Raw genomic sequence first — 24,558 nt, forward strand, 5'->3', positions numbered from 1 at the left:
ACGACTTCTACGGGTTCCCGGAAGAGCTCTACGCGCTCACCTACCCCAGCCCCGGGGCCCCGGAGGAGGCCGAGGCCGTGACCCGGCTCGTGGGCCGCGCCCCGGTGCGTTGCGACCGGGAGTGGGGCCTGGACCACGGGGCCTGGTCGGTGCTGCGCCGCCTCTTCCCCGCGGCCGACGTACCGGTCTTCCAGCTCAGCCTCGACTACTCCTTCAACGACTGGCACCCCAAGCCGATCCAGTACCACTACGACCTGGCCCGGGAGCTCGGCGAGCTGCGCGAGCGCGGAGTGCTCGTGGTGGGGAGCGGCAACATCGTCCACAACCTGGCGGCCATCGACTTTCGCGACATGGACGCCAAGCCCTACCCCTGGGCGGCGGAGTTCGACGAGCGGGCCAAGGAGAGCCTGCTCGCCGGCAGCCACCGGGACCTGATCGCCTTCCAGAACCTGGGCCGGGGCGCTCCCCTGGCCGTGCCGACCCTCGACCACTACCTCCCCATGATCTACGTCCTCGCCCTCCAGGCGCCGGGCGAGCCCCTCGCGTTTGCCCACGAGGGCATCCAGAACGCCTCGATCTCCATGCGGTGCTTCCAGATTGGATGACGGGCTCGTGCTGGATCGGGGACCACCCGGACGGCGAGCAGATCGGATACAGGGCGCCCCAGTCGAGAAGAGCGCTTGCCGCGCCGCAACGGGCAGAGCGAACGCCGCTTCCAGGGCGCGGCCCGCCGGGAACCCGGATCACTGCGGCGTGACTGCGGGCCAAGGTCCTCAGAACGCCATCCCCACGCTGAAGTGGAGCGCCCAGCGGTCTTCCCGGTCCCGGGGGCTGGGGTTGACGGCGAAGTCGAGCCGGGCGGGGCCCACGGGGAGGAGGTACTGGAGGCCGACGCCCACGCCGGAGCGGAAGTCGCGGAAGAAGTCGTCCAAGGTGTCGGCGATGAGGTCGGAACGGTTGTCGTAGGGCTCCGTGCGCCGCTCGAGGGAGCGGTTGGGGGAGACGTTGCCGTAGTCCCAGAAGAGGGTGCCGGCGAGGTTTCCGCGCAGGCGCTGGCGCACCTCGAGGGTGAGGACGTTGTAGCCGTGCCCTCCCAGGGGGTCTCCGCCCGGGTCTGCCGGCCCGAGCTCCGACTCCTGGAAGCTGCGCACGGTGCTCTCGCCCCCGTTGAAGAAGCGCTCACCCAGCGGCAGCGCCACCTGGCTCCCGGTGGGCAGGATGAGGCCTGCCTGGTAGCGCGCTCCGATCACCGTGCTCCCGGTGACGGAGGCAAACCAGCGGGTGCTCCCGGTGAAGCGCAGGTACGTGAGGTCGCTTCCCAGATAGGTCTCGGCCACCTCGGCGCCCAGGGTGGACTTGCCGCCCCGGGTGGGGACGAAGAAGTCGTCCCGGGTGTCGTGGGCGGCCTGGAGCCCCACCGAGGCCAGGGCGTACCCGCTGGCCGAGTCGTCGATGTCCGGGTCGGCCCGGGTGTGGGTGAGCGAGGTGAGGCGCATGTCGTAGGAGGCCGCGGCCGTGATGGTGGGGCTCAGGGGGCGGCTCAGGGTGACCCCGACGCCCTTCTCCTCCCGGTCGAAGGAGGGCTCCCGGCGCCAGCGGTAGTACACGGGGACGTCGGCGGTGATCTCGGAGCGGAAGAACCAGGGGTCGGTGAGGCCCACCAGGGCGTCGCGGCTGCGCACGGATACCCCCGCCTCCACCCGGCCCGAGCGCCCGGTGCCGAAGAGGTTTCTCTCCCCAAGGCCCGCCCGGAAGCGCAGGTACTCGTAGGAACCCCAGCCGGGCTCCAGCCACAGCTCGATCGAGGGCGCCTCCTCGACCGCGAGCACCAGGGCCCGGTCTCCGGGCTCCCCGGGGCCCTCGATCTCCCGCAGCTCCAGGTCCACCTGCCGGAAGAGCCCGGTGCGGTAGAGGTTCCGAAACGAGGTGCGAAGCTTTTCCTGGCTGTAGGGGTCGCCCGGCGAGAACGCCAGCCGGTTGCGGAGGAAGGCCCCCCGGGTCTTCCGGTTTCCCTGTACCTCGACGGCCGCCACGGTCACCCGGGGCCCGCTGGCGATCCGGGCGGCGAGGAGCTGGTCGCCAGGGGCCGCCCCGGGGGAGACGGTCACCTCGGCCCGGACCTCGGGGTAGCCCCGGTTGGCGTAGATCTCGAGGATGCGGCTCTGGAGGGTGAGCCGCACCCGGGGTACGTAGACCTGCCCCAGGAACTGCGCCGCCGCCTCCCCCAGGGCGCCCTCGGCCTCGGCCAGCACCTCGCCCTGGAAGGCCACGTCGCGCACCACGTGGCGGGGTCCCTCCTGGATGCGCACCGTGGCCGCCACCTGGGACCGGTCCTGCGAGAAGGCGAGCTCGGGCCCTTCGACCTCCACGTCCAGGTACCCGCTCCCGTAGTAGAAGTCCCGCATTTCCGCCACGGCCCGCCTGGCCTGGCTCTCGACGAACACGCGCCCGCCCCCTGCGAGGAAGGACCGCTCGGGGCCGAAGAAGGCCCGCAGGGTGTCGGCGTCGAAGGCGCGGTTGCCCTCGATCTGCACGGTCCGCAGGATCACCCGGGGCCCTTCCGTCACCTCGAAGATAACGTGGGGCCGGCCGTCGCGAACCTCGTAGGCGTAGGCCACCTCGGCGAAGGCGTAGCCCTCGTTGCGGTAGGCGAGCTCCATCTGGAAGGCGGCGTCGTCGGCGTGGTGGAGCCGCAGCTCTCCCCGGCTCTCGTCGAGCTCCGCTTCCGCTGCCCGCCGCAGCGCCCCTTCCCCCAGGGCCCGGTTTCCCTCGAAGCGCAGCACGGCCGGGACCGGGCGCTCCGGGACAACCGTCTCCTCCGCGCCGGAGGACGGCCCGGCGGTCGCCCCGGCGAACCCGGCGGCGAGGGCGAACGCGATGAGGAGCTTGAGGCGAAACGGTCCAGTGCCCCTCCTCACCGGAAGGCGCCCCGGAGCGCCGAGGTGCGACGGCCCTCCGGGTTTCCCCCGGTCGAAATCGCAATCGCAATCGAAATCGCGATCGAAGTCGGCGTCGATTTCGATATCGATCTCGATTTCCACCGGGAGCCCCGGTGCCCCTTGCCGCCGGCGCAGGGACCGCCCCGCAGCTGGACGGGTGGTTCCATGGGGGCCCTCCCTGTGCCTACCGGAACCGGAAGACAATGCGCACTCCCGCGTTGAAGGCGTCGTACACGTCTCGCTCTCCGCGCAGGTACAGGGTGTCGTCCTTTCGGACCACCCCGTCGGCCAGGCGGAACTGGGCCTCGATGGTCTCCTGCCCGGTGCGGCTCACCCCCTGCCCGATGAGGAGGTCGAAGCGGTCGGCCACCGAGTCTCCCCCGTCGCCGGGGCCGAAGAGCCCCGCCAGGAGCCCCCGCCCAAGGTAGGTGGCCACCGCCAGGCCGCTCTGGCGCGCGGCGGCGTCGCCTCCGGCGCTGGCCGGGGGCCGTCCGGCGAGGAGCAGGAGCAGGAGTTCTTCGTCGGGCAGGGGGGGCACGGAGGACAGGGTCACGACCGGGTTGTCGTAGGGGCCGGAGACCTGCATGGAGATGTCGTATCCCATCATCCGGGTGCCGGCGGAGGCGTCGAGCAGCGGCCGGTCCGGATCCTCCTCGAGGAAGCGCACCACCCCGGACTCCACGTCGAGCCGGCCCGCCGGCAGGCGCACCCGGATGGGGTCCAGGTAGATCTCGCCCAGGAGCACCGGGAGCTCCCCCGTTCCGGTCAGCCGCAGCGAGGGTCGGAGCGATCCCGTGGCCACGTTGGTCCGGATCTGGAAAGGCGCCGCGGCCGTGACCGCCACGTCGAACCGGGCGTCGCGAAGCGGCGGGTCGGGGAAGGAGAAGAAGGCCAGGCCCTGGCGGGCCGAGGGCTTGCGGGATCCCCGCAGGAACCCCAGGAAGTCCACCGGCCGGGTGTAGCGGCCCTCGGTCAGGGCCACCCGGCCCGAGACCAGGAGCCCTTCCGTAGGCCCCGCCACCGAAAGGTCCACGTCGGCCCGCACCCGCAGCCCCTCTTCCCGGACCAGGAGGAGGTTCTCGCCCCGGAGCCGGAAGTCGGCCTGGGGCCCGCCTTCGGCCGCTTCGTCCGCCGGCGTGGCCAGATCCAGGCGGCCCGCCAGGGTCAGGGGGGCCCCGCCCACCCGGGCTCGAAGCTCCTCCACCGTGACCCCCTTGGTATCGAGCCGGGCGTCGAGTTCCAGCTCCTCCAGGGGTGGGGCTCCCCCGGCGGCCCGCACCGCCCCGTCGCGCACCTGCACGAACCCCGTGGCCGCGAGGTCGGGCAGCGTGCCCTCCACCGCGAGGTCTACCGTGGCCCGGCCCTCGAGCCGGCGCAGGGCCTCGACGCCGCGCCGGGCCCAGCCGAGCTCGGAGACGGTGAGGCGTCCGCCGGCCGAGACCCGGCCGCGAAGCTCCCTGCCGCTCCGCAGGACCTCGGTCAGCAGGGGAGCGTCGTCCCAGCGCCCCTGCCCTTGCAGGTGGACGACCGGGGAGGAGACCTCCAGGGTCTCCAGGGCGAGGCGGGGGCCCAAGGCAGAGACTCGGGCTTCCAGGGCAAAGGGGCCCGGAGGCGCGGGGAAGGGGAGATCCGGCAGGGTGAGTTCGGAGGCGCTCAGGGAAAGGGCGGCCACCGGGTCGCCCCAGGTGCCCTCCAGGGAGAGGTCGAGGTGGGCGGAGCCCCCGGGGCGAACGCCCTCCGGAAGGAGGGCCGTGAAGGTGTCGAGGGACGGCACCCGGGCCGTCGCCCGCAGTTCCAGCGGACCTGGGGCCAGGAGGTCCTCGCCAAACGCGTCCAGGGGAAGCGACCCCGAGACCTCCAGGAGGGTGCCCCCCGCCCCCGCCCAGCGAAACCCCCGAACCGAGAGCCGCCGGTCCGCGAACCCCAGGTCGAAGGAGCCCACCAGGGGAAACGGCGCCCCCTCCAGCCGAAGCTCCGCCACCGAGCCCTTGGCGTCGAGGACAGGCACGGCGCTGGTGCCCCGCAGGTGCGCCGAGAGGTCCGCTCCCCGAAAGGAGACCGCTTCGCCCGCCAGCAGCGGGAGCCACCCGCCGCTTCCCAGGCCCGAGAGCTCCACCGTGAGGTCCACCTCGTCCGGGAATGCTGCGGTCCCGGCGATCCGCAGGGCTCCGGGCTCTCCCCGCAGCGAGAGTCTCCGGATGTCCACCCGGTTGGGGGAAGCGGCGATATCCGCCGTCCCTTCCAGGGACAGGTCGAGCCCTTCCCCCTGGAGGCGCAGGGTCTGGAGCTCGATCTGGAAGGCCGGGCCGGCGAGGTCGACCGTCACCACTCCGGAGAGGGCGGCGGAGCCCAGGGGGGAGGACACCTCGGCTTCCTCGATGCGCAGCACCCCCGCGTCGGACCGGGCCACGAGGAGCACCCGGTCGAGCTCCACGCCGCCCGCCCGCAGGTCGCGGCCCGCGGCGTTCACGCGCCCGTCGGACCAGGGGAGGGCCCCGTGGGCCTCCGCGCGGACCTCGACGGCCCCCGAGAGGGCGGGTACGAAGGGCGCCAGTGCCTCGGCGTAGGGCTTCAGGTCCGCCACCCGGAGCTCCGCGGAGCTCCCCTCCAGGCGCCCCGCTGCGGCGTCGAAGGCTCCGGAAAAGGTGATCCGGTCATTCTCGCGCCGCAGGTCCAGTCCTTCCACCGCGATCCGGCCCGCGGCCACCCCGTAGGTCGCCCGCACCGTTGTTCCGCGGGACTGGGTCAGCGCGACGCCCCGGCGCGCAAGCCGGAGGTCTTGGATAACCGCCTCGAACCGCTCGCCCTCGTCTCCCAGCTCGAGGGTGCCCCGCAGGGCCAGGCCGCCTTCGGAGGTCTCGGCCTCCAGGTTGCGGATCTCCACGGTGCGGCCCGCCGCCGCCGCGGAGACCCGTGCCTTCGAGACCTCCACTCCCCCAAGCCGCGCGCCCCTTAGGGAGAGCTCCGCGGTTCCCTCGGGCTGGAGCGGGGGGCCCTCGAGGCGGGCGGATGCGGACAGCGCCCCGCGGCTCTCGTCCCAAGGGGTGGGCAGGAACTTGGCGTATCGGGCGAGCTCTGCCACCGCCGCGTCCAGGACGACCCCTTCGAGGCGCAGGGGATCGAGCACCACGGCCCCCCGGGCGTCCACCCGGTCTGGGCCTCGGCGCAGCAGGAGACGGTCCAGGTCCACGCGCTCGGGGTCGGCCCGGGCGTCGAGTTGGAGCTCCCCCAGGGGGACGCCCGCGTAGGCCAGGCCCTTTCCCCGGAGCGCCAGCCGGCCCCCGGGGCGGGCCAGGGTCCCCGAGACGTGCCCGCCGCCCGCGAGGCTCCCGGCCAGGGGCGGGAGGCCCAGGAGGTCACCAAGTGCCGCGAGGTCCTCCAGGTCCAGGGTGACGGCGCCTTCGAGGGCCGCTTCTTCGAGAGTCCGGCCCTCCAGGGGCAGTCCGATTCGCAACTTCTCGGCCCCGACCCGGCCGGCCGGCGCTTCGAAGGAAGCCGCGTCCACTGTGACCTCGCCGGCCGCGACCGACGCCTCGGCCGTGAGGCGGTGGGGGGGTACCGGTGCGGGCAGCCGGTCCGGCTCGATCCCGGCGAGCTTCAGGAGGGCCGGCACGTCCTCTAGCTTTAGGGAAAGGCGCCCGCGGGCCTGGGCGGCGGCGGCCTCGGGGCGACCCTCCAGGAGATTCGCCAGGGCAAACTCGGCGTCCCGCAGCTCGGCCCGGTTGGGCCCCGCCCGCAGCTCGGCCCGCTCCACCCGAACCAGCCCGTCGCCGGCGGAGGCCCGCACCGTGGCGCCCTCCAGGGCGACCCCCTGGACCTGGGCTTCGCGCAGGGCGAGATCCAGGTCCGCGGTGATCTGTTCCGGGCGGGCGGGGTCCAGGCGGACGCGTGCGTTCAGGTCCAGCGCCCCGCTCACGGCCGGTGCTCCCGCGATCCGGCCGAAGGCCGCTTCCAGCCGCAGCTCCCGCGCCTCGGCGGTCGCTTCGATGAGGCCGGGTTCGCAGGCCCCCCGGGAGGCCAGGCGGCCCCCGAAGACCTCCAGGCGTGCTTCCCAGGTGAGGGCGCCCCGCTCCAGGTCTTCCAGGCCGACCTGGAGCTCCTCGACCACCCTCGCTCCGCCGAAGCGCAGGTCCCGGATCACTGCGGATATAGGCTCGTAGAGAAGGGATGCCGCCAGGTCGCCCGGCTCGGTGCGCAGGCGGGGGTGCTCCAGGTGGACCCGCTCTGCGGCCATGCGGATCTCGGACGGGGAGGGCGGGCCCCCCTCGGCGGTCACCAGGGAGAGGCCCCGCACCTCGGCCCGGTAGTCGGGTCCCCGGAGCTCCAGGTCGACGCCCCGCACGTCGAGGCCGGGGAGCCGGGCGGGGAGGAACAGCGAAGCGCGGCCGGAGGCAGGCTCGGGGGCAGGGGGCTCCGGGGCGGCGGGCGTGTCCGGGACCACGAGCGCCACCCGGACGCCCCGCACCCGGATGCGGGCGGTGGCGAGGAACCCGTCCACCCCCCCGAGCAGGGCGAGGGGATTGTAGGAGACCTCGAGCCGCTCGGCTCCCAGGGACGCCACCGGTCCTGCGGGGTTGGGGCGGCGGGTCACCAGGTCTCGTACCGCGAGCCCCGTTACGTATGTCCCCTCCACGGCCCCGAGCTCGACGCCGAGCCCCAGACCCTGCTCCAGCGCTTCCTGCAGGGCGGACTTGAGGCGAGGGGCCACCAGGACGCCGCGCAGGAGGTACGCGCCGGCGAGCACAAGCCCCAGAGCCAGCATGCAGTAGGCGAACCAGCGCAACAGTCTTCTCACCGGCGGGAGCTTTCTCGGGGCAACGGGGTCTCCGTTCACGAGACGGGCGAAAAGGGCTTGCCTGCGCAACGGTTTGGCACGGCGGGGGCTCCCCAGGCTACCTGGAGCAGCGGCGCACGCAACCGGGCCGGCGCCGCCGGCCCCGCGATTTCCTTGCGCGGTAGGGAAACCCGGTCATACTGCCCGGCGCTTGCCCTGCCATCACATCACAGGAGGAGGGGAACATGGCCAACCTGTTCGAGAAGAAACCCCCGGCCCACCGATGGAACTTCTTTCGCGCCGGCGGCTTCGACCAGGTACTTCTGGAGACCGGGGAGGACTTCCGGTCCCTGGACCAGCTGGACCCCAAGCTCTGGGTGGCCCTGGCCTGCCCGGCCAAGGGCCTGGAGTTCGATACCCGCACCCTGGAGCTCATCGACACCGACGGCGACGGCCGCATCCGGGTGCCCGAGATCCTCTCGGCCGTGCGCTGGGCCTGCTCGGTGCTCAAGGACGCCGGGGAACTCGCCCGAGGCGGGGCCTCCCTGCCCCTGGCCGCCATCGACGACAGCAACCCGGAGGGTGCCCGGCTGCTGGCCTCCGCCCGGCAGATCCTGGCGAACCTGGGCAAGGGCGAGGCCGACGCCATCTCCCTGGACGACCTGGCCGATCCGGCCCGGATCTTCGCCCACACCGTCTTCAACGGCGACGGCATCGTCCCCGCCGAGGCGGGGGCGACTCCGGAGGAGAAGGCCCTCATCCAGGACATCATGGCCTGCCTGGGTTCCGACACCGACCGCAGCGGCGCCCCGGGGGTCTCCCAGGCCCGGGTGGACCAGTTCTTCGCCGAGGCCCAGGCCTACGAACAGTGGCGGGCCAAGGCCGAGGCCGACGCGGCGATGATCCTTCCCCTGGGCGACGCCACCGCCGACGTGGCCCAGACCTTTGGCGCCGTGAAGGCCAAGGTCGACGACTACTTCACCCGGTGCCGACTGGCCGCCTTCGACGCCCGGGCCGCGGGGCCGCTGAACCGGGCCGAGGCCGAGTACGCGGCCCTGGCCGGCAAGGTGCTCTCCCCGGCGGAGGAGGACCTGGCGGGCTTCCCCCTGGCCCAGGTCGCGGCGGGCAAGCCCCTGCCCCTCCAAGAGGGTCTCAACCCGGCGTGGGCCGAAGCCGTGGGCCGGCTCCGGGACCAGGTGGTGAAGCCGCTCCTGGGCGCCAGGGCCGAGCTGACCCTGGAGGAATGGAAGGGCCTGAGCGCCAAGTTCGCGGCCCACGAGGCCTGGCTCGCGGCGAAGGCCGGGAGCGCCGTCGAGAAGCTGGGGCTCGCCCGCGTCCGGGAAATTCTGGCGGGCAAGGGGAAAGACGCCCTGGCCGCGCTCATCGGCAAGGACCTGGCCCTGGAGGCCGAGGCCAACGCCGTCGCCTCGGTGGAGCGCCTGGTGCGTTATCACCGGGACCTTCACACGCTCCTCAACAACTTCGTCGCCTTCCGCGACTTCTACGCCCGACGCGGCAAGGCGGTGTTCCAGGCCGGGGTGCTCTACCTCGACGGCCGAAGCTGCGAGCTGTGCCTGCGGGTGGACGACGAGGCCAAGCACGGCGCCCTGGCCGGCCTGAGCCGGGCCTACCTCGCCTACTGTGCGTGCACCCGCAAGGGGAGCGCCGAGAAGATGACCATCGTGGCCGCCTTCACGGGGGGCGACTCGGACTTCCTCATGGTGGGCCGCAACGGGGTCTTCTACGACCGCAAGGGCCAGGACTGGGACGCCACCATCACCAAGGTGGTGGAGAACCCCATCAGCATCCGCCAGGCCTTCTGGTCCCCCTACAAGCGCGTCGGAAAGATGATCGGCGAGCAGATCGAGAAGCTCGCGGCCTCCAAGGAAAAGGCCGTGCAGGACCAGGCGGCGGCCGGTGTCGCCGGGGCCGGCGCCGCGGTGGAAGCCTCCAAGCCCGCGGCGCCCGCGGCCTTCGACATCGGCAAGTTCGCCGGGGTCTTTGCCGCCATCGGGCTGGCCCTGGGGGCCATCGGCACGGCGATTGCCGCCCTCGTGACGGGGCTCCTGAACCTGGCCTGGTGGCAGATCCCCCTGGCTTTCGCCGGAGTGCTCCTGGTCATCTCCGGCCCCTCCATGATCATTGCGGCTTTGAAGCTCCGGCAGCGAAACCTGGGGCCCCTGCTGGACGCCAGCGGCTGGGCGGTGAACGCCCGGGCCATGCTCAACATCCCCTTCGGCGGTGCCCTGACCTCCATCGCGACGCTGCCCGAGGGAGCCAAGAGGTCGCTCTCCGACCCCTATGCCCAGAAGAAGCAGCCCTGGGGGCTCTACCTCTTCCTCCTGATCCTTCTGGCGGCAGGGGCCTGGGCGGTGTACCGATTCTACGGGGAGGCCCTGGGGCTGCGGTAGGGGGGCTGCGTCTCAACTCCGGGCCGCGGATGGCCGATACGAGGAGTGGCGCGCCGGTGTGGCCGGTGCGCTGCCCCTCCACCCCGGCTGCCCCCGGTGACCCGGTGAAAGAACCCCACGCACCCTTCGAGCAGATCTTCTCGGACCTCGTTCTCGCCGAAGCAAGAGACGAGTCCGGGCCGGAGTCCGAACCCCTGCCGGCCGAGTCCGAAGGCCGGCTCCGGGAGGCGCTGGCCCTCTTCGCCGAGGGTCACTACGCCCGCTCGGCCGAGGTGCTCCGCGAGGCCGGAGTCCCTGCCCTTCGGGGCCCCCGGGGCGCGGCGCTCGCGGCCGCCCACAGCGCCTTCGCGTCGGGCCGCCTCCAGCCGGCCGTCCAGGAGTGCCTGGCTCTCTTGCAGGAGCACCCCCAGCTTCCCGATCTCTACGCCGTGCTCGGCGTGCTCCTCTTCAAGGCCAAGCAGCGGGCCCAGGCCCACGCGGCGTTTCGCAGCGGGCTCGCCCTGGCGCCCCACCACCCGGGCCTCCACGCCCGCCTGGAGGAGATGGGGCCCCGCCGGGCGCCCCTCCTGCGGTTCCTGCCCCGCGCCCACCCGGCCAACCGGTGGCTCGGGCGGCTGTGGGCCTGGCTCGGCGGGCGGCGCGACCCGCTCCTTTCGCCCTGACGCGGGGGGGCGGCGGAGGAGCCGGCTCCTGCCGGCGATCCGCCGAAAGCCGGGCTGGGGTCTTTCCGGTGACCGAGGAGCGGCCCGGGCGGGGCCGCATCGCCTGCGGGAGCAGGCTCCTACTTGGGTTCCAGGGCCTTCACGATGGCCCGGATCATCCGGTTGTAGGGGGTGTCCACCCCGGCGCGCTCGCCGTACTCCACGATCTTCCCGTTGATGAAGTCCACCTCGGTGCGGCGCTTGGCCTCGATGTCCATGAGCATCGACGGCTTGTGGTCGCCCGCCTTCTTCATGTAGTCCACGGCGTAGGGGTAGTAGTGCCAGCCCAGCGAGATTTCGTTGGCCCGGGCCACCGCCACGCCCTCCTTGATGAGCAGGTCCACCATCTGGGAGATGATCGGATCGCGCATGGCCTGGGCCATGGTCATGCCCGTGGCCGCGCAGACCGGGTTCATGGCGGCGTTCATCACCGACTTGCGCCACACCATGTTGACGATCTCGCCGGTGCGCTCCGTGGCGAGCCCGCTCGCGGTAAGGGCTGCGGCAATGGCCTCGGCGGCGGGCCTGCCCGCCGGGTCGAGCTCCTGGAGGAAGTGGGGCGGGTGGTGGAAGGCCATGTGAACGTGGCCGGGTTCGGGCAGCGCGCACCCGTAGTTGACCACGGCTCGCAGCACGTCCCGGCGGCCCAGGGACTCAGCCAGCACGAGCTCCGTGTCGATGCCGTTCTGCCAGCTCACCACCGCCATGCCCTCCCGGTGAAAGGCCTGGATCGCCGAGGCGAGCAGAGGCAGCGCCGTGGCCTTCACCGTCACGATGATGGCGTCGGGCGGGTCCTTGGCCAGCTCGTCGATGCGGGTGATCGTCTTGGGGACAGACTGGTGAAATTTCTCCGCTCCGTCGATGAAAATTCCCGGAGCCCGGGCCGCGTCCACCAGGGCCGGGACCACGTCGCACAGCGTCACGTCGTAGCCGCCCCGGGCGAGATAGGCTGCCACCACGCAGCCCACGGGGCCGGCGCCCACCACGGCAAACTTCCGGCAGGGAAAACCGCTCTCTCCGGTCATCGCATTCTCCTGTAAGGAAACCCCTCTCCCTGCATCCCCTCGCCCTCGACGGGAGAGGGGCCCGGGGTGAGGGTGAAGGCTCTGCGTGGCATCCCTTCGGGGTCACCGAAGGCTGTGGGAAACTCAGGGGTCAGCCGGTGCTCTCGAGCATGCCGAAGGCCTTGGAATCCAGGATCTTGGCGCCGCTGTGCTGCAGGGTGCGGATGGCGGCGTCGTTGTCGGTGAACCGGAAGATCATCACCGCGTTGCCGGAGGCGAACCCGGTGAAGGCGTACATGTACTGGACGTTGACCTTGGCGTCCCGCAGCGGCTTGAGAAGCCGCGCCAGGCTGCCCGGCTTGTCCTCGATCTCCACGGCCACCACCTCGTCGACCCGGGCGGGGAAGTGGCGCTCCATCATCACCTGCCGCGCGGTGGAAAGGTCCGAGACGAGGAGCCGCAGGACCCCGAAGTCGGCTGTCTCCACCAGGCTGAGGGCCCGCAGGTTGATGCCCGCCCGGCCCAGGGCGTCGGTCACCTCGTAGAGGCGCCCGGGGGCATTCTCCAGGGACACGGAGATTTGCTTGAGCTTCATGTGACCTCCTTTTGCGTGCGTCGAAGGCGACGCGGAACACACCCACCCGCAACGAGAGATGCACGAACCGGGCCGGCCGGGGGGGGCTGGGGCAGAGAGCAGAGAGCATAGAGCAGGGGGCAGGGGGATGGCTGACTACTCCAGGGCGATGCCCAGCGCGGGGGGGGCGGGGGAGTCCTCGCTCCAGGGGGGGGATTCGAGGACCAGGGCGAAGTCGCCCACGAGGTAGGCGCGGCAGGAGCTGTCCGAGGCCGCTACGGCGAGGGTCGGCCCCCGGGAGGCCAGGGGCACGTCGCCCCGGCGGCCGGAGACCGTGTCGAGCCAGGTGAGCGCTCCCCCGGAGCCGTCGGGGCGCAGGGCGACGGCCACGTGCACCCGGCCGTCCACCAGGTAGCGCGTCACCGCCAACGGCCCGGCCCCGGCGGGGGGGGCGAGCCCCGCGGCCAGCAACAGCATCCCTGCGATACGCCGCACGCCCGTCCTTTCGCGTGGGGGTTGTCACCCTGGATCGGCTCGCCGCCGGCGGGGCTTGAGGGCTTTGCCGAGGAATCGGGGGGGCGCGGGCCACGCCCGGGAGGATGGAAAGCGCCGCGGCGGCGCCGGGGTCGAGGCGGGCCCTTCGCTCCTGGATGTTGTCTGGCGATGTGTTAGCATTCGTGACCCGAAGATGAAAACCCCTGGGGAGCGCCCCATGAACCGCATCCGTCGTCCTTCCCCGTCTTCCGCCGTTGCGCGCCTGCCAGGTGCGCTGTATGGTCCCAGTCTCCTCGCTCGGTGGCGAGGATCGGCGCGGTACCCTTGTCCTCGGTGCCCGCGGGATCGCCGGGGTTGGGGTTCGGCAGGCGAGGTCTGTGGCGTGCGAGCCTCCCAGGCGATCGACCGCCGGAGCACGGGCAGACTCCATGAAGAGTGACGCCGAAGTTTCGCAAGGGGAGAGAGGCGGGGCCGGCGCGAAGATTTACCCCGGCCCCGGTGCGCCGGGGGAGCGTCCGGACCCCCGGGTCTGGGACGATGGCGACCCCCTCACCCTCGCGGGCTACTGGGGGCTGCTCTGGCCGCGAAAGTTCTGGATCGGGGGCGTGACCGCCCTGTGTGCCGCCGCCGCCCTCCTGGTCGCCTTCTCCCTGCCCGACGCCTATCGAGCCTCCGCGGTCATCAAGCCCGACCAACAGGCCGACCAGGGTCGCGGTGCAGCGTCCCTGGGCTTGCTGGCTTCCTTTGGACTCTCCCTGGGAGCCCCCTCCAAGGCCGAAGACCTGGAGGTACTCTTTCACAGCCGGGATCTCACGGCGCGGGTCTTCTCGCGCCACGACCTGTGGCTCTGGGTGTACCCCGACCGATTCGACCCCGTCACCCGGACCCTGCGGCCGGGGGTGGCGGACCGGCTCAGGGGCCGGGGGCGCTCCGGGCCCAGGGCGCCGGACCACTGGGACGCCGTCCGGGCGGCGGAGGATCGCCTGACGGTTTCGGTGGACCGGCGGTCGGGCGTGGTTTCGCTCGCCTTCGATGCCCGCGATCCGGACGCGGCGGCACGCATCCTGGAGCTCTATCTGGCGGAGGGCCGCGGCCGGCTTCAGGAGGAGGCCCTGGCCCGGGCTCGGCACAACAAAGAGTTCTTGCTGAGCCAGACGGAGGCGACCGATGACCTGATCGTCCGCGAGCGCCTCTATCTGCGCTACGGCGAAGAAGTGGAGCGCGAGATGCTGGCGAAGAATTCGAGCCAGTTCGGGTTCGTGGTCGTGGATACACCGCGCTCCCCCGATGAGAAGCACGGCCCCCGCCGACTCCTGATCGGCGCGCTGGCCGCGGCGGCGGCCTTCTTGGCCACGTGCGTCTTCTTCCTGGTGCGCGACAGCCTTGGCGGTGCGCGGGGGCCAAGGCCTTGAGAGGCTGGGAGACTTCGGGGTGGCGCCGGGCGGCGCCGGCGGGGAGTGCCCCGTGAGATTCGCGCTCCACGTCCCGACGCTCAACCCGGGGCCGGCGACCGGTTCCCTCCTGGCTGCTCTTCGGGTGCAGACGGCCCAACCGCACGCCTTCGTGGTGATCGACTCCTCCTCCACCGACGACTCGCCGGAGCGCTTCCGGGAGTCGGGCGCCGCGGTGCACGTTATCGAACGCAGCGCCTTCCGCCATGGGGGGACCCGCCAGCGTTCCGTCGAGCTCGCGCCGGAGGCGGAGGTGGATCTCTTCCTTACTCAAGATGCCGTCCCGGCTCACCCGGAGGCTTTCGAGAATCTCTTGCAGGCGTTCGCCGACCCGAAGGTCGGGGCGGCCTTCGGGCGGCAGCTCCCCCGATCCGGAGCGGGGCCTCTGGAGGCCCACGCCCGGCTCTTCAACTACCCGCCCCACTCCCGGGTCAAGCAGGCTGCCGATGCCCTGGCGCTGGGCATGAAGACCTTCTTCATCTCGAACTCCTTTGCCGCCTACCGCCGGGAAGCCCTCTTGGCCGTGGGGGGCTTTCCGCCGGACGTGATCTTGAGCGAGGACAGTTACGTCTCCGCGCGCCTGCTCCTGGCAGACTGGAAGGTGGCCTATCGGGCCGACGCCCGGGTGCACCACTCGCATGCCTACGGGCCCCTGGAGGAGCTGCGGCGCTACTTCGACGTGGGGGTCTTCCATGCCCGGGAGCCGTGGATTCGCGAGGCCTTCGGGAAGGCCGAGGGAGAGGGCGGCCGCTTCCTCCGGTCCGAGTGGGACTATCTGTGGCGGCGCGGGAGGCGGCACCTGCCCGGCGCCCTGTGGCGCAACGGGCTGAAGTTCGCCGGGTACCGGCTGGGCCTCGTAGAGGGGGTTCTCCCCCGAAGGCTCAAGGTGCGGATCAGCATGAACCGGGGATATTGGCAATGAGGGACTCACGCTCTGCCGCCGGCGTCCTGGCCCTGGTCGGGCTCGACCTGGTTTCCTTCTTCCTGTCCACCGTGTTGGCCTTCCAGAGCCGGCGGTTGCTGGGGGAGTGGACTCCTGCGGTGCCCGAGTTCTCGTTCAGCCTGGACGTGGCGAGGGGTTTGTGGTGGCTCCCGCTGGTGGTTCTTGGGGTGATCGGCTATTCCGGACTCTACTCCCGAAGGGTTCCCTCCTGGCAGGAGCCCCGGGAGCTCCTGCGCGCCCTGACCCTGGCCGTGGTCCTGGTCCTGGCGCTCTCCACCCTGGCCCGCTTCCATGAGCTGCTCTCCCGCCTCTATCTCCTGCTGCTGTGGGCCTGGGCGGTGCCCGTCTTCGCCCTGGCCCGCTTCGGGGGAAAGGCTGTGCTCTACCGCCTCCGGTTGTGGGGCGAGCCCACCGTCATCGTCGGTGCAGGCAAGGCCGGGCGGGCCACGGCTCTGGGTCTTACCGGGGACCCCGGGCTGGGTCATCGTATCCTGGGATTCCTCGACGACGACCCGGTAAAGCAGGGGCTGCTCATCCCGGTGAACGGCCGTTCCTACCCGGTGCTGGGCCCCATCGGCCAGTGCCGCGCGGTCGTGGAGCAGCTGGGGGCGTCCACCGTCGCCATCGCAATTCCCTCCCTGCCGTCCGGCGAGCTTGCGCGCCTCTCGGCAGACATTCAGGAACACGTGCGCTCGGTGCTCGTGGTCCCCGGGATTCGGGGGTTCCCCCTGGCCAACACGGAACTCCTCCCGATCCTCAGCCAGCGGCTCTTCCTCCTGAAGATTCGAAACAAGCTGCGAGACGCGGCCAGCCAGTGGGCGAAGCGCACGTTCGACGTGTGCGCGGCCCTCGCCCTCCTGCCGGTGCTCGGGCTCGCGGTCGGGATCATCGCCCTCGCCATCCGGCTCGACTCCCCAGGGGGCGCCTTCGTCTCGATGGAGCGGCTGGGCAGGGGCGGCAGGCTGTTTCGCTGTTTCAAGTTCCGGACGATGTTCGAGAACAGCGACCACATCCTCAAGGTGCACCTCACCCTCCGCCCCGAGGCCGGGGAGGAGTGGCACAAGTACAAGAAGCTTCGGGACTTCGATCCCAGGGTGACCCGGGTCGGCGCCTTCCTGCGCAAGACCTCCCTGGACGAGCTTCCCCAGATCCTCAACGTGCTCCGGGGCGAGATGAGCCTGGTGGGACCGCGCCCCTATCTTCCCCGGGAGCGGGAGGACATGGGTTCCGCCGCCCATACGATCCTGCTCACGCGGCCCGGTATCACGGGCCTGTGGCAGGTTTCGGGCCGCAACGCCCTGACCTTCGGAGAGCGCCTGGGCCTCGACACGTGGTACGTGCTCAACTGGTCTCCCTGGCTCGATTTCGCGATCGCGGTGAAGACCATCCGGGTGGTGCTCTTGCGCGAGGGGGCCTGCTGACGTGTTCACCCTCGCCGGCTACTTGGGCACCCTGCGGCGCTACCGCCGCCTGCTGCTGGGCCTGTCGCTGGCGGCCGGTGTAGCGGCGGGGCTCTGGGCGGCCGCGGCGCCCCCCGCGAGGACGGCAGCGGCGGTGTTGCGGCCCGACGACCTCGACGCCCCCCTGACCGAGATCCACTTCGACAGCCCCACGACGCCCTTCGGCTACGCGGTGGGCATCCCCTCCCGGCTGGAGGAGCTCACGGTGCTCTTCCGCAGCGAGACCCTGGCGGCCCGGGTGCTGGCGGTGCCGCAGGCCTGGGCGGACCTGTTCGGCGAGCGCTTCGACGCCGAGACGGGACTGCTGCGGCTCGGCTGGCGGGAAGGCCCCCGGGCCTGGGGCGGAGCTCCCCTTCGGGTCAGCGGGCACGCCGCCCTGCGCCGGGCGATGGCCCGGATCGAGGTGATTCCCGACCGCAAGCGGCGCACCCTGACGCTCAAGTGCACCTCTCCCACGGCCGAGGGTGCCCGTCGGGTACTCGAACGCTACCTCGCCGAGGCCGTGGCCGAGCTGCGGGAGACCGCGTCGCGGCGTGCCCGGGAGAGGCGGGACGCAGTTCGGGAGACGGCGATGTCCCAGGGGGCAGTCGAGCCGGCGGTCCAGAGACGGCTGTGGCGGCTCTACGCACAGGAAGTCGTCGAGGACCTCCTTGCGGCTCGGGAGGAGCCCTTCGGCTTCACGGTCCTCGACGCCCCGGCCCAGGCGGACCGGAGGGCGGCTCTTCCCTCATGGGCTCGGGGGGCCCTCACCTTTCTGGCCGCGGGCCTGGCGGGGTGTCTGCTGTGCCTCGAGGCCGCCCAGGCGGGGGCAGGGACGTGATCCCCGCCGCGGGTGGCCCCCGCTCTCCGACCCGGCGCGGGTACCTGATCCAGAACCCCACCTGGAATGCCGTCTTTCGTGCCATGGACGGCCTCCTGGCCGCTTGCCTGGGCCAGCCGCGCGCGACGCGGATCGGCCCTCCCCGGCGCATCCTCCTCTCCAACGGGGCCCACTTGGGGGACGTCGTCATCTCCACGGCGGTCCTTCCGGTCCTTCGCAGCGCCTTCCCGGAGGCGGAGATCGGCTTCCTCGCGGGGAGCTGGTCCGAGCCCGTCCTGCGGGGCCACCCCCTGGTCGCCCGCACCCATCGGGTGGACCACTGGCGGGCGATTCGGGAGCCCATGGCGCCTGCGGCCAAGCTGCGCCGGTACCTCTCGACCCGGCGCCGGGCCCTGGCCGAGCTCCGGGCGGCCCGCTACGACGTGGCCGTGGAGCTCTATTCCTACTTTCCCAACCAGATTGCGCTGCTGTGGCAGGCGGGGATTCCCGTGCGGGTCGGGTACGCGAGTAGCGGGTTCGGGCCCCTGCTCACCCACGCGCTGCCCTTCGAGCACAAGGGGCTCCACGAAGCCCAGTACCAGCTTCGCCTGCTCGAGGTCCTCCCCCTGCCGGCGGGGTCGCCCGAGAGGCTCGCGATGGTCCTCCGCGACCCTTTGCCCGAAGGCGTCGCGGACGTGAGCCGGGTGCTCGAGGCCCTGCCCCGCCCCTTCGCCCCCTACCGGGTCCTTCACATGGGTACGAGCGGCTCCCGGCGCCGGGAGTGGCCGCCGGAGCGCTGGCGCGTCCTGGCCGAGCGGCTCGTGGCCCAGGGCTGCCAGCTCCTCTTCACGGGGCTGGGAGAGCACGAAGCGCAGCTCGCCCGGGAAGCGGCCCGCGGCCTTCCGGGGTGCGCGAACGCCTGCGACCGGCTGGGGTGGGAAGGGTTTCTGGCAGCCCTGCGAGGGGCCGAGGTCGTCTACAGTGCCGAGACCTCCGCGGGGCACATCGCCGCGGCCTACGGGGTGCCCGTGGTGACGATCCGCGGGGCCATGCACGACCCCGCCCGTTGGAGCCCCCGGGGGGAGGCCTGCGCCGTCGCGACCCACCCCGTTCCCTGCGCCCCCTGCCACCGCCGCGAGGGGTGCGAGGGCATGGAGTGCCTCCGGGAGGTCTCGCCGGAGGCGGCCCATCGGGCGGGGGAGGCCCTCCTGGCCGGGTGCGAACCTCGCAGGGCGGCCCTTGGCCGTGGAAGGTGAGGCCGGCGCCTCCCCCAGGGGGCGCTCTCGAACGTCGAACGCCGTGCGCGCCCGGGAGCCGGCGCCGCCCCTCCGGAGGAACCCGTGTCCGTGACTCGCAAGCTGGCCAAGCTGCTGCGGAACCCGTGGAGGTACGCTCCGCTGGCGCTCAGGGCCTTGGAGCAGCCGCTGTGCTACGTGTTCCGGAACACCGCCTTCTTCCTCCAGGGGCAGATGGACATCCATCCCAGGTCGCGCTGGCACACCCCGGAGTTCGTCGAGGCGACGGGCGGATTTTTCCCGAAGGAAGAGGGAGCGCGCCGCCGGATCTGCGATCTGGAGCCCTGGGACAACACCCGGAGGGACATGCTCGTTCTGCTGCTGCGCACCCTGATCCAGAACGAGATCGAGGGAGATTTCGCGGAAGTGGGCGTCTACCGGGGGCGCACGGCAAAGCTCTTGCACCACTACGCCCCGGAACGAAGGCTCCACCTCTTCGACACCTTCGAGGGGTTTGGAAGGCGCAGCGCGGAAAGGGAGAGGTCGGCCTCGGGACACGCGATCGACCACGCGGAGTTCTCCGATACGAGCCTGGCCCTCGTCAGGACGAACATATCCCCGGTGACGGACAACGTCTTCTTCTACAAGGGGTACTTTCCGGAGAGCATTCCCGAGGCGCTGCGAAGGGCGAGCTTTTCGTTCGTCCACCTGGATGCCGACCTGTACGAACCGACCCTCGAAGGGCTGAGCTTTTTCTTCCCGCGGATGCGACGGGGCGGCTTCCTCGTTGTACACGACTACAATACCTGGCCGGGAGCGAGGAAGGCGGTGGACGAGTACTTTTCCGACAAGGCCGACGTGCCGATTCCCATGCCCGACAAGAGCGGGTCGGCGCTCGTCCTGAAGCAGTGAGGACCGTCCCGTGACGGCACCGCGGGTGCACGGGCCGGCGCCGGAGTGATCGTGGCGCGGCTCTACAGCCATCTCTTCTACCTGCTCTTCGCCTCCCCGGTCCTCTCGCCGGCCGTGGGGGACACGTCCGTGTACCTGTATCTCCTGGTGCCGTTGGTCGACCCGCACTTCCTCAGGGAGCTGGGCTCCCGCCCCATCGAGCGGCGCCACGCCCTGGCAGCCCTGCTCTTCGTGGCGGCATCGGTCCCGTACGGCAGCGTGCTCTTCCTCTTCAAGGTCGTCTCCGTGGTGGTCTGCGCGGCCTACATGGCCTACACGGCGCGGCAGGGCTTCTTCTATCTGTACGGATACGTCGCCCTCAACGTGGGCGTGGCCCTGGTGCAGGCCGTGGGCGTCCTGGGCTTCGGGGCCGAGCTCCTCTTCCCCGCGGCCATCGGCGAGTTCCTCTACGGCGCGTATGCCCTGCCCACCGGTCCACCTCCCACCGGGGCCGAGGGGCTCCTCATGGCCTTCCGGTTCAGCGGGCTGTCCCGGGAGCCGGGGTTCTTTGCCGCCCTCCTGATCGGCAGCTTCGTTCTGCTCGTCGACGACCGCTCCGTCCCCCGGCGGCGCACCCTCCTGGCCGCGCACGCCCTGGGGCTCGTGCTGTCCTTTTCCAAGGTTTCGGTCTCCTTCTTCCTCGTCTTCCCCTTCGCGTGGCTCCTGCGGCGCGCGGTGGACCGGGTCCCCAAGTGGGCTGTGGTCGGCGGGGTGCTGGGGGGGATGATGGTGGTCACCCAGGCCATGTACGGGGTGCACGGAGCCGACTTCATCAACCAGTCCTTCCTCCACCGCACCATCGGCTACGCCGTCGTGCCGGAGCTTCCCGCCAGGGACCTGTGGCTCGGCGTGGGGTTTCGCAACGCGGCGAGCCGGGCGGCCGAGGTGCCGCTCCTGCGCCAGGGGCTGTGGTTCGAGGATCGGCCCGGGGTGGTCGTGGCGGGGAGCGGCCTCTCCTCGGTGGTCATCGACCACGGGCTCCTGTATTTCGCCCTGCTCGTCTTCCTCCTGTACCTCTTGCGGGTGCGGTCGTACCCTCTCCTCCTCTTCCTGGTCATGACCATCAACGAGAACCCCCTGACCAGCCAGTCCTTCGTGCTGCTGGGGATCTACTACCTCCTGCGCGATTCCGAGAGGCGTTCCCGTGAAGCCCCCTCCGCCACGGCCCCAGGCTAACTTCGAGATCTGCGTGGAAGGGGGCCCTCTGGCGTGGGCATTCTTCCGTGTCGCGGCGGCGGGTCGGGCGCTTGTGCCCCGGCGCCGCCGGGAGCTCCCCTCGGCGCCCCGCCGCATCGCGGTGGTGAGGCTGGGGGGGGTCGGGGACGCGGTCCTCGCCACCCCGATCCTGGGCCCGCTGCGGGAGCGATACCCGGGTGCCTCTCTCGAGGTCGTGTGCTGGCGGGCCGCCGAAGGCGTCTTTCGGGGGAACCCGGTGGTGCACAGGGTCCTGTCTTCTCCCCTCCTCGATGCCCGCACGCCGCGGGATCTTGCGCGAAGCCTCCGGTTCCGGGAATGGGTGCGTCTGCGGGGCTTCTTCCGAGGAGTGGACCTGGTGATCTTTCTCGTTCGCACGTGCAGTGTGGCCGGCTTCCTCAAGGCAGCCCTCGTTGCCCATTGGGCGAGGAAGGCCGTGCGTGTGGGAATCGACACGGGGGGCAGGGCCCATTACCTGGATCTGCGGGTCGAAGAGGGCGGGGGCGCCGCGCAGCACGAGGTAGGTGGCGTTGCCAGCGTGCTCAAGGCCCTCGGGGCCCCCATCCGTTCCGACGCCCTGAGTCTCTCGGTGCCCGTCTCCTCCGGCGACCGCGAGCGGGCAGGGGAGCTGCTCGGCCCCCTGACCGGCCGGCCATTTGCCGCCCTTCACCTGGGCTCTTCCCAGGAGGGCTGGCGGGGGCTCAAGCGCTTCGGTTTGGAGCTTTGGGAGGCCGTGGCGCGCGGCCTCCACGACCGCTACGGCCTCTCCATGGTGCTCCTGGGCTCCCATGAAGACCGGCAGGCCAACTTTGCTTTGGCCCGGGCCCTCGCGTCGGGGCGCGCGGGCCCCATTCCGGTCGTGGACCTGTCCGGCCGTACGGCGCTCATGGAGGTCGTGGCGGTGGTGGAGCGGGCGCGGCTCTTCGTCGGGACCGACAGCGGCGTGGCCCATCTCGCGGCCTGCGCCCCGACTCCCGGGATAGCGCTCTTTGCCTTTACCGATTTCGTCCGGATGGCTCCGTGGTCGCAGAACGCGAAGGTCATGGTTCCGCCGCTTGCGTGCGCGCCGTGTCAGTACACTCTGGGCTATGAGCGCTGCGAGAACCGGTGCTGCTTCGACCTCGATCCGGAAGAGGTGCTCCGAACGGCCGGGGAGCTCCTGGCCGGTGGCGAAGAAAAGGCCTGGGGGGCTCGTTCGGGGGCGACCGGGTGCTCTGCCGGAGGGTCTCCTCGAGCGGCGGTCACACCGGCCGGAAGACGAAGTTGTTGACGTAGCCCTTCGCCCTTCCCCCCCGGGCAACCTCCTCGAGGAAGGGCCCCTGGTGGATCTCGTAGCGGAAGTCCTCCAGGGGGCGCAAGGCGCCCCGCCACAGGAAGCTTCCCTCGTACCCTCCGAGGCCCAGGATCTCCCGGAAGACCTCGGCGATCGGGCGCCGGTGGTGACGCTGCTCCACCTCGACGAGGAGGACCGGCCTCTCCCGCGGGATGGTCTCGCGGCCCCCCTCGAGCACCTCGAGCTCATGCCCCTCCACGTCGATCTTCACGAAGGAGACGTCGCGGAACCCGAAGTCGTCGAGCCGCAGGACGGGGAGCTCGTGGAGGTCCTGCGTTCCCTCGTAGTCGACGCTGAAGCTGGCGGAGAGGGGGCTCGCAACGCCTCCCCGGCGGGGGACCCGCAGGGTGAGGGTTCCCGCAGTTGCGGAGAGCCCCACCCGGTGCACCCGCACGTTGGGGGCCCCGAAGGCTTCCAGCACGAGGGCGCACTCCGGCAGGGGCTCGAAGGCCTCGACGCTCGCGCACAGACCGGACAGGACGTAGCTGTAGAAGCCCACATTGGCCCCCACGTCGATCGCCCGCGAGCCCGGGCGCACGAGGGAGGGCAGCAGCCGCAGCTCCGGCTCCAGGTTCCCCCGCAGCTTTTGGTTGAGATAGCTCGCGGGTAGCACCCAGCCCGGGGGCAGGTGCCTCTTTACCACCGAGAGAATGCTCATGGCGCCGTACCTCCGCCCTTGCGGGCCCCGAGAGTTCGCCGTGCGGGTCGCCAGCGTGCCGCCGCGGTCTTGAGCCACGCCCTCTCTGCCCCCGTCAGCCCGTATCGCCAGGAGACCGCGCAGGTGCCGGCGACGAGGAAGAACAGGGCCCCGAGCTTCCACGGGAGCCCGGGAAGCGCTGCCGCCGCCCCCGCCGCCGCGAGGGCGCCTCCCACTGCCCCCACGGTGTGGGCCACCCGGCCGGCCGCCCTTTCGGTCCGGAGGAGGGTTCGGGCCAGCCACAGCCACACGGCCGTGTCGAGGACGAGCCGCAGAGTCCACGCCAGCGCCGCTCCCTCGATCCCCAGGGACCTGGTGAAGAGGAGCAGCATGGCGACGTACGCGGGCACTTGGAGGAGGTGGACCTTCGCCGTGAGGTCGGCCCTGCCCATGGCCTGGATGGCGCTGTAGGGCACGCTCCCCACGGCGTTGACCAGCACGCCCACCGCGAGGAGCTGCATCACGGCGGCGCTGCGCAGGGGGAATTCCCCCCCCAGCCAGAGGGCCAGGAAGGGCTCGGCGAGGACCACCACCGCGGACACCACGGGGGTGTAGACCATGAGCGTGAAGACCAATGCCCGGCCGTGGAGCGCGCGCAGCCGATCCTCGCCGGTGGCTGCGTAGGAGGTGAAGGCGGGGAAGAGCGTCGTCTGGAGGCTCAGGGAGATGAGGATGAGCTTGGTGACGAGCTCGTAGGGCGTGACGTAGAACGCCACCTCCTGCAACGTCAGGAAGGCTCCGATGAAGAAGCGGTCCATGTAGCTCATGAGGGGCGAGACGACGTTGCTCACGGTGAGCCAGGCCCCGAACCTCAGGAGCTCCGCCACGTGGCGGGCCTCGGGGCGGACGGGGCGCCGCAACCCGGGCAGGGAGCCGAGGCAGCACGCCAGGTGGGCAAGAAGGACGGCGGCGCGCCCGGCGACGAGGAGACCTACGACGGGGACCAGGGACTCGGTGAAGGGCAGCGCGGCCAGGGGCAGGAGGAAGTTGGCCGCGTTCGCCGGAATCTTGATGGCGTTTACCAGTCCGAAGCGCTGTTGGCCCTCAAGGACCCCCCGAAGGCCCGTCGTGACGAGCACGAGGGGCACGCACAGGGCCACCAGGTAGAAGGAAGCCGTGGTCTCACCGACGAGCGCCGGGGGGATGTTCAGCACCCGGTTCACGAGCGCGGGGGTGAGGGCGGCCGCCGCGGCCCCCCCCAGGGCGCCCAGGGCGAGCATCAGGTAGAGCGACGTCCACACCAGGGCCGGCAGCTCCTGCTGCTGCCCCCGGGCGAGGCGCTCCGCGACGAACTTCGTCAGTGCCCGGCCGATGCCCAGGTCGAAGAGGGAGAAGTAGCCGACCACCATCCACGCCAGGGTGAGCACGCCGAACCGCTCGGTGCCGATGCCCTTCACGAGCAGCGGGATGGCCACGAGGGCGACGAGCATCGGTGCGCCGTTGCCCACGAGGTTGAGCACCGTGTTGCGGGCGACGGGAGGGTCGGGGGCAGGCGGCAGGGGACGGGTCGGCGTGTCTGGGCTCATTCCTCGCGCCACCTCCCCCAAGGAGCGCCCGCCGGTGGCGTGGGTGTAAACGCGCGAAGGGCCCCGGCGGC

18 protein-coding genes are annotated in these 24,558 nt (G+C 71.6%); 11 read left to right on the forward strand and 7 right to left on the reverse strand.

Annotated features, from left to right (window positions below; all coding sequences use genetic code 11):
- Positions 1–605: class III extradiol ring-cleavage dioxygenase (locus AB1578_10360; GenBank protein MEW6488296.1), on the forward strand; the 605-nt coding region annotated here is incomplete at its 5' end.
- A gap of 168 nt (positions 606–773) precedes the next feature.
- Here the strand turns inward: AB1578_10360 and bamA are convergent.
- Positions 774–2,918 carry an outer membrane protein assembly factor BamA gene (bamA, locus tag AB1578_10365; GenBank protein ID MEW6488297.1) on the reverse strand — a complete coding sequence of 715 codons (2,145 nt, stop codon included), beginning with the start codon at positions 2,916–2,918 and terminating at the stop codon, positions 774–776.
- Between the two features lie 205 nt (positions 2,919–3,123).
- Positions 3,124–7,734 carry a translocation/assembly module TamB domain-containing protein gene (locus AB1578_10370; GenBank protein MEW6488298.1) on the reverse strand — a complete coding sequence of 1,537 codons (4,611 nt, stop codon included), beginning with the start codon at positions 7,732–7,734 and terminating at the stop codon, positions 3,124–3,126.
- 224 nt (positions 7,735–7,958) lie between these two features.
- On the opposite strand from AB1578_10370, the gene AB1578_10375 reads away from it, so the two are divergent.
- Both AB1578_10375 and AB1578_10380 read left to right on the forward strand, forming a co-directional pair.
- Positions 7,959–10,124 carry a hypothetical protein gene (locus tag AB1578_10375; GenBank protein MEW6488299.1) on the forward strand — a complete coding sequence of 722 codons (2,166 nt, stop codon included), beginning with the start codon at positions 7,959–7,961 and terminating at the stop codon, positions 10,122–10,124.
- A gap of 104 nt (positions 10,125–10,228) precedes the next feature.
- Positions 10,229–10,786 (forward strand): hypothetical protein, encoded by a 558-nt coding sequence (locus AB1578_10380; GenBank protein MEW6488300.1) that lies wholly within the window; start codon positions 10,229–10,231, stop codon positions 10,784–10,786.
- A 119-nt stretch (positions 10,787–10,905) separates the two neighbouring features.
- On the opposite strand, the gene AB1578_10385 is transcribed toward AB1578_10380, so the two are convergent.
- The 3 genes from AB1578_10385 to AB1578_10395 all read right to left on the reverse strand — a co-directional run bounded on the left by AB1578_10385 (position 10,906) and on the right by AB1578_10395 (position 12,898).
- A complete protein-coding gene (locus AB1578_10385; protein MEW6488301.1) occupies positions 10,906–11,850 on the reverse strand; it encodes a 2-dehydropantoate 2-reductase in 945 nt (314 codons plus the stop codon).
- A 130-nt stretch (positions 11,851–11,980) separates the two neighbouring features.
- Complete coding sequence (locus AB1578_10390) at positions 11,981–12,424, reverse strand: amino acid-binding protein (protein MEW6488302.1); 444 nt, start codon at positions 12,422–12,424, stop codon at positions 11,981–11,983.
- A gap of 135 nt (positions 12,425–12,559) precedes the next feature.
- Positions 12,560–12,898 carry a hypothetical protein gene (locus AB1578_10395; GenBank protein ID MEW6488303.1) on the reverse strand — a complete coding sequence of 113 codons (339 nt, stop codon included), beginning with the start codon at positions 12,896–12,898 and terminating at the stop codon, positions 12,560–12,562.
- Positions 12,899–13,326: 428 nt separating this feature from the next.
- On the opposite strand from AB1578_10395, the gene AB1578_10400 reads away from it, so the two are divergent.
- From AB1578_10400 to AB1578_10435, 8 genes are all read left to right on the forward strand, one after another.
- On the forward strand, positions 13,327–14,310 hold the full coding sequence (locus AB1578_10400) for a Wzz/FepE/Etk N-terminal domain-containing protein (GenBank protein ID MEW6488304.1): 984 nt from the start codon (positions 13,327–13,329) through the stop codon (positions 14,308–14,310).
- 52 nt (positions 14,311–14,362) lie between these two features.
- Positions 14,363–15,271: a glycosyltransferase gene (locus tag AB1578_10405; protein ID MEW6488305.1), complete on the forward strand. Its 909-nt coding sequence runs from the start codon at positions 14,363–14,365 to the stop codon at positions 15,269–15,271.
- The gene (gene wbaP / locus AB1578_10410) at positions 15,268–16,713 is read left to right on the forward strand and encodes an undecaprenyl-phosphate galactose phosphotransferase WbaP (GenBank protein ID MEW6488306.1); all 1,446 of its coding nucleotides are present in this window, start codon (positions 15,268–15,270) and stop codon (positions 16,711–16,713) included. The genes AB1578_10405 and wbaP overlap by 4 nt, the downstream gene beginning before the upstream one ends.
- Position 16,714: 1 nt before the next feature.
- The gene (locus AB1578_10415) at positions 16,715–17,572 is read left to right on the forward strand and encodes a hypothetical protein (protein MEW6488307.1); all 858 of its coding nucleotides are present in this window, start codon (positions 16,715–16,717) and stop codon (positions 17,570–17,572) included.
- Positions 17,569–18,807 (forward strand): glycosyltransferase family 9 protein, encoded by a 1,239-nt coding sequence (locus AB1578_10420; protein MEW6488308.1) that lies wholly within the window; start codon positions 17,569–17,571, stop codon positions 18,805–18,807. Before AB1578_10415 ends, AB1578_10420 begins: the two co-directional genes overlap by 4 nt.
- An 84-nt stretch (positions 18,808–18,891) precedes the next feature.
- The gene (locus AB1578_10425) at positions 18,892–19,698 is read left to right on the forward strand and encodes a TylF/MycF/NovP-related O-methyltransferase (GenBank protein ID MEW6488309.1); all 807 of its coding nucleotides are present in this window, start codon (positions 18,892–18,894) and stop codon (positions 19,696–19,698) included.
- A 51-nt stretch (positions 19,699–19,749) separates the two neighbouring features.
- Positions 19,750–20,913, forward strand: a complete 1,164-nt coding sequence (locus tag AB1578_10430; GenBank protein MEW6488310.1) for a hypothetical protein — start codon at positions 19,750–19,752, stop codon at positions 20,911–20,913.
- A gap of 13 nt (positions 20,914–20,926) precedes the next feature.
- On the forward strand, positions 20,927–22,201 hold the full coding sequence (locus AB1578_10435; protein ID MEW6488311.1) for a glycosyltransferase family 9 protein: 1,275 nt from the start codon (positions 20,927–20,929) through the stop codon (positions 22,199–22,201).
- Here AB1578_10435 and AB1578_10440 read toward each other — a convergent pair.
- Entirely contained in the window at positions 22,173–22,922 is a 750-nt protein-coding gene (locus AB1578_10440) for an FkbM family methyltransferase (protein ID MEW6488312.1), read from the reverse strand. The two genes, AB1578_10435 and AB1578_10440, sit on opposite strands and share 29 nt — an antisense overlap.
- Positions 22,919–24,558, reverse strand: a 1,640-nt coding sequence (locus AB1578_10445) for a flippase (protein MEW6488313.1), incomplete at its 5' end; no start/stop codon positions are given. The genes AB1578_10445 and AB1578_10440, both read right to left, overlap by 4 nt.

Source organism: Thermodesulfobacteriota bacterium, from assembly GCA_040756475.1.
Classification (GTDB): Bacteria; Desulfobacterota; Deferrisomatia; order Deferrisomatales; family JACRMM01; genus JBFLZB01.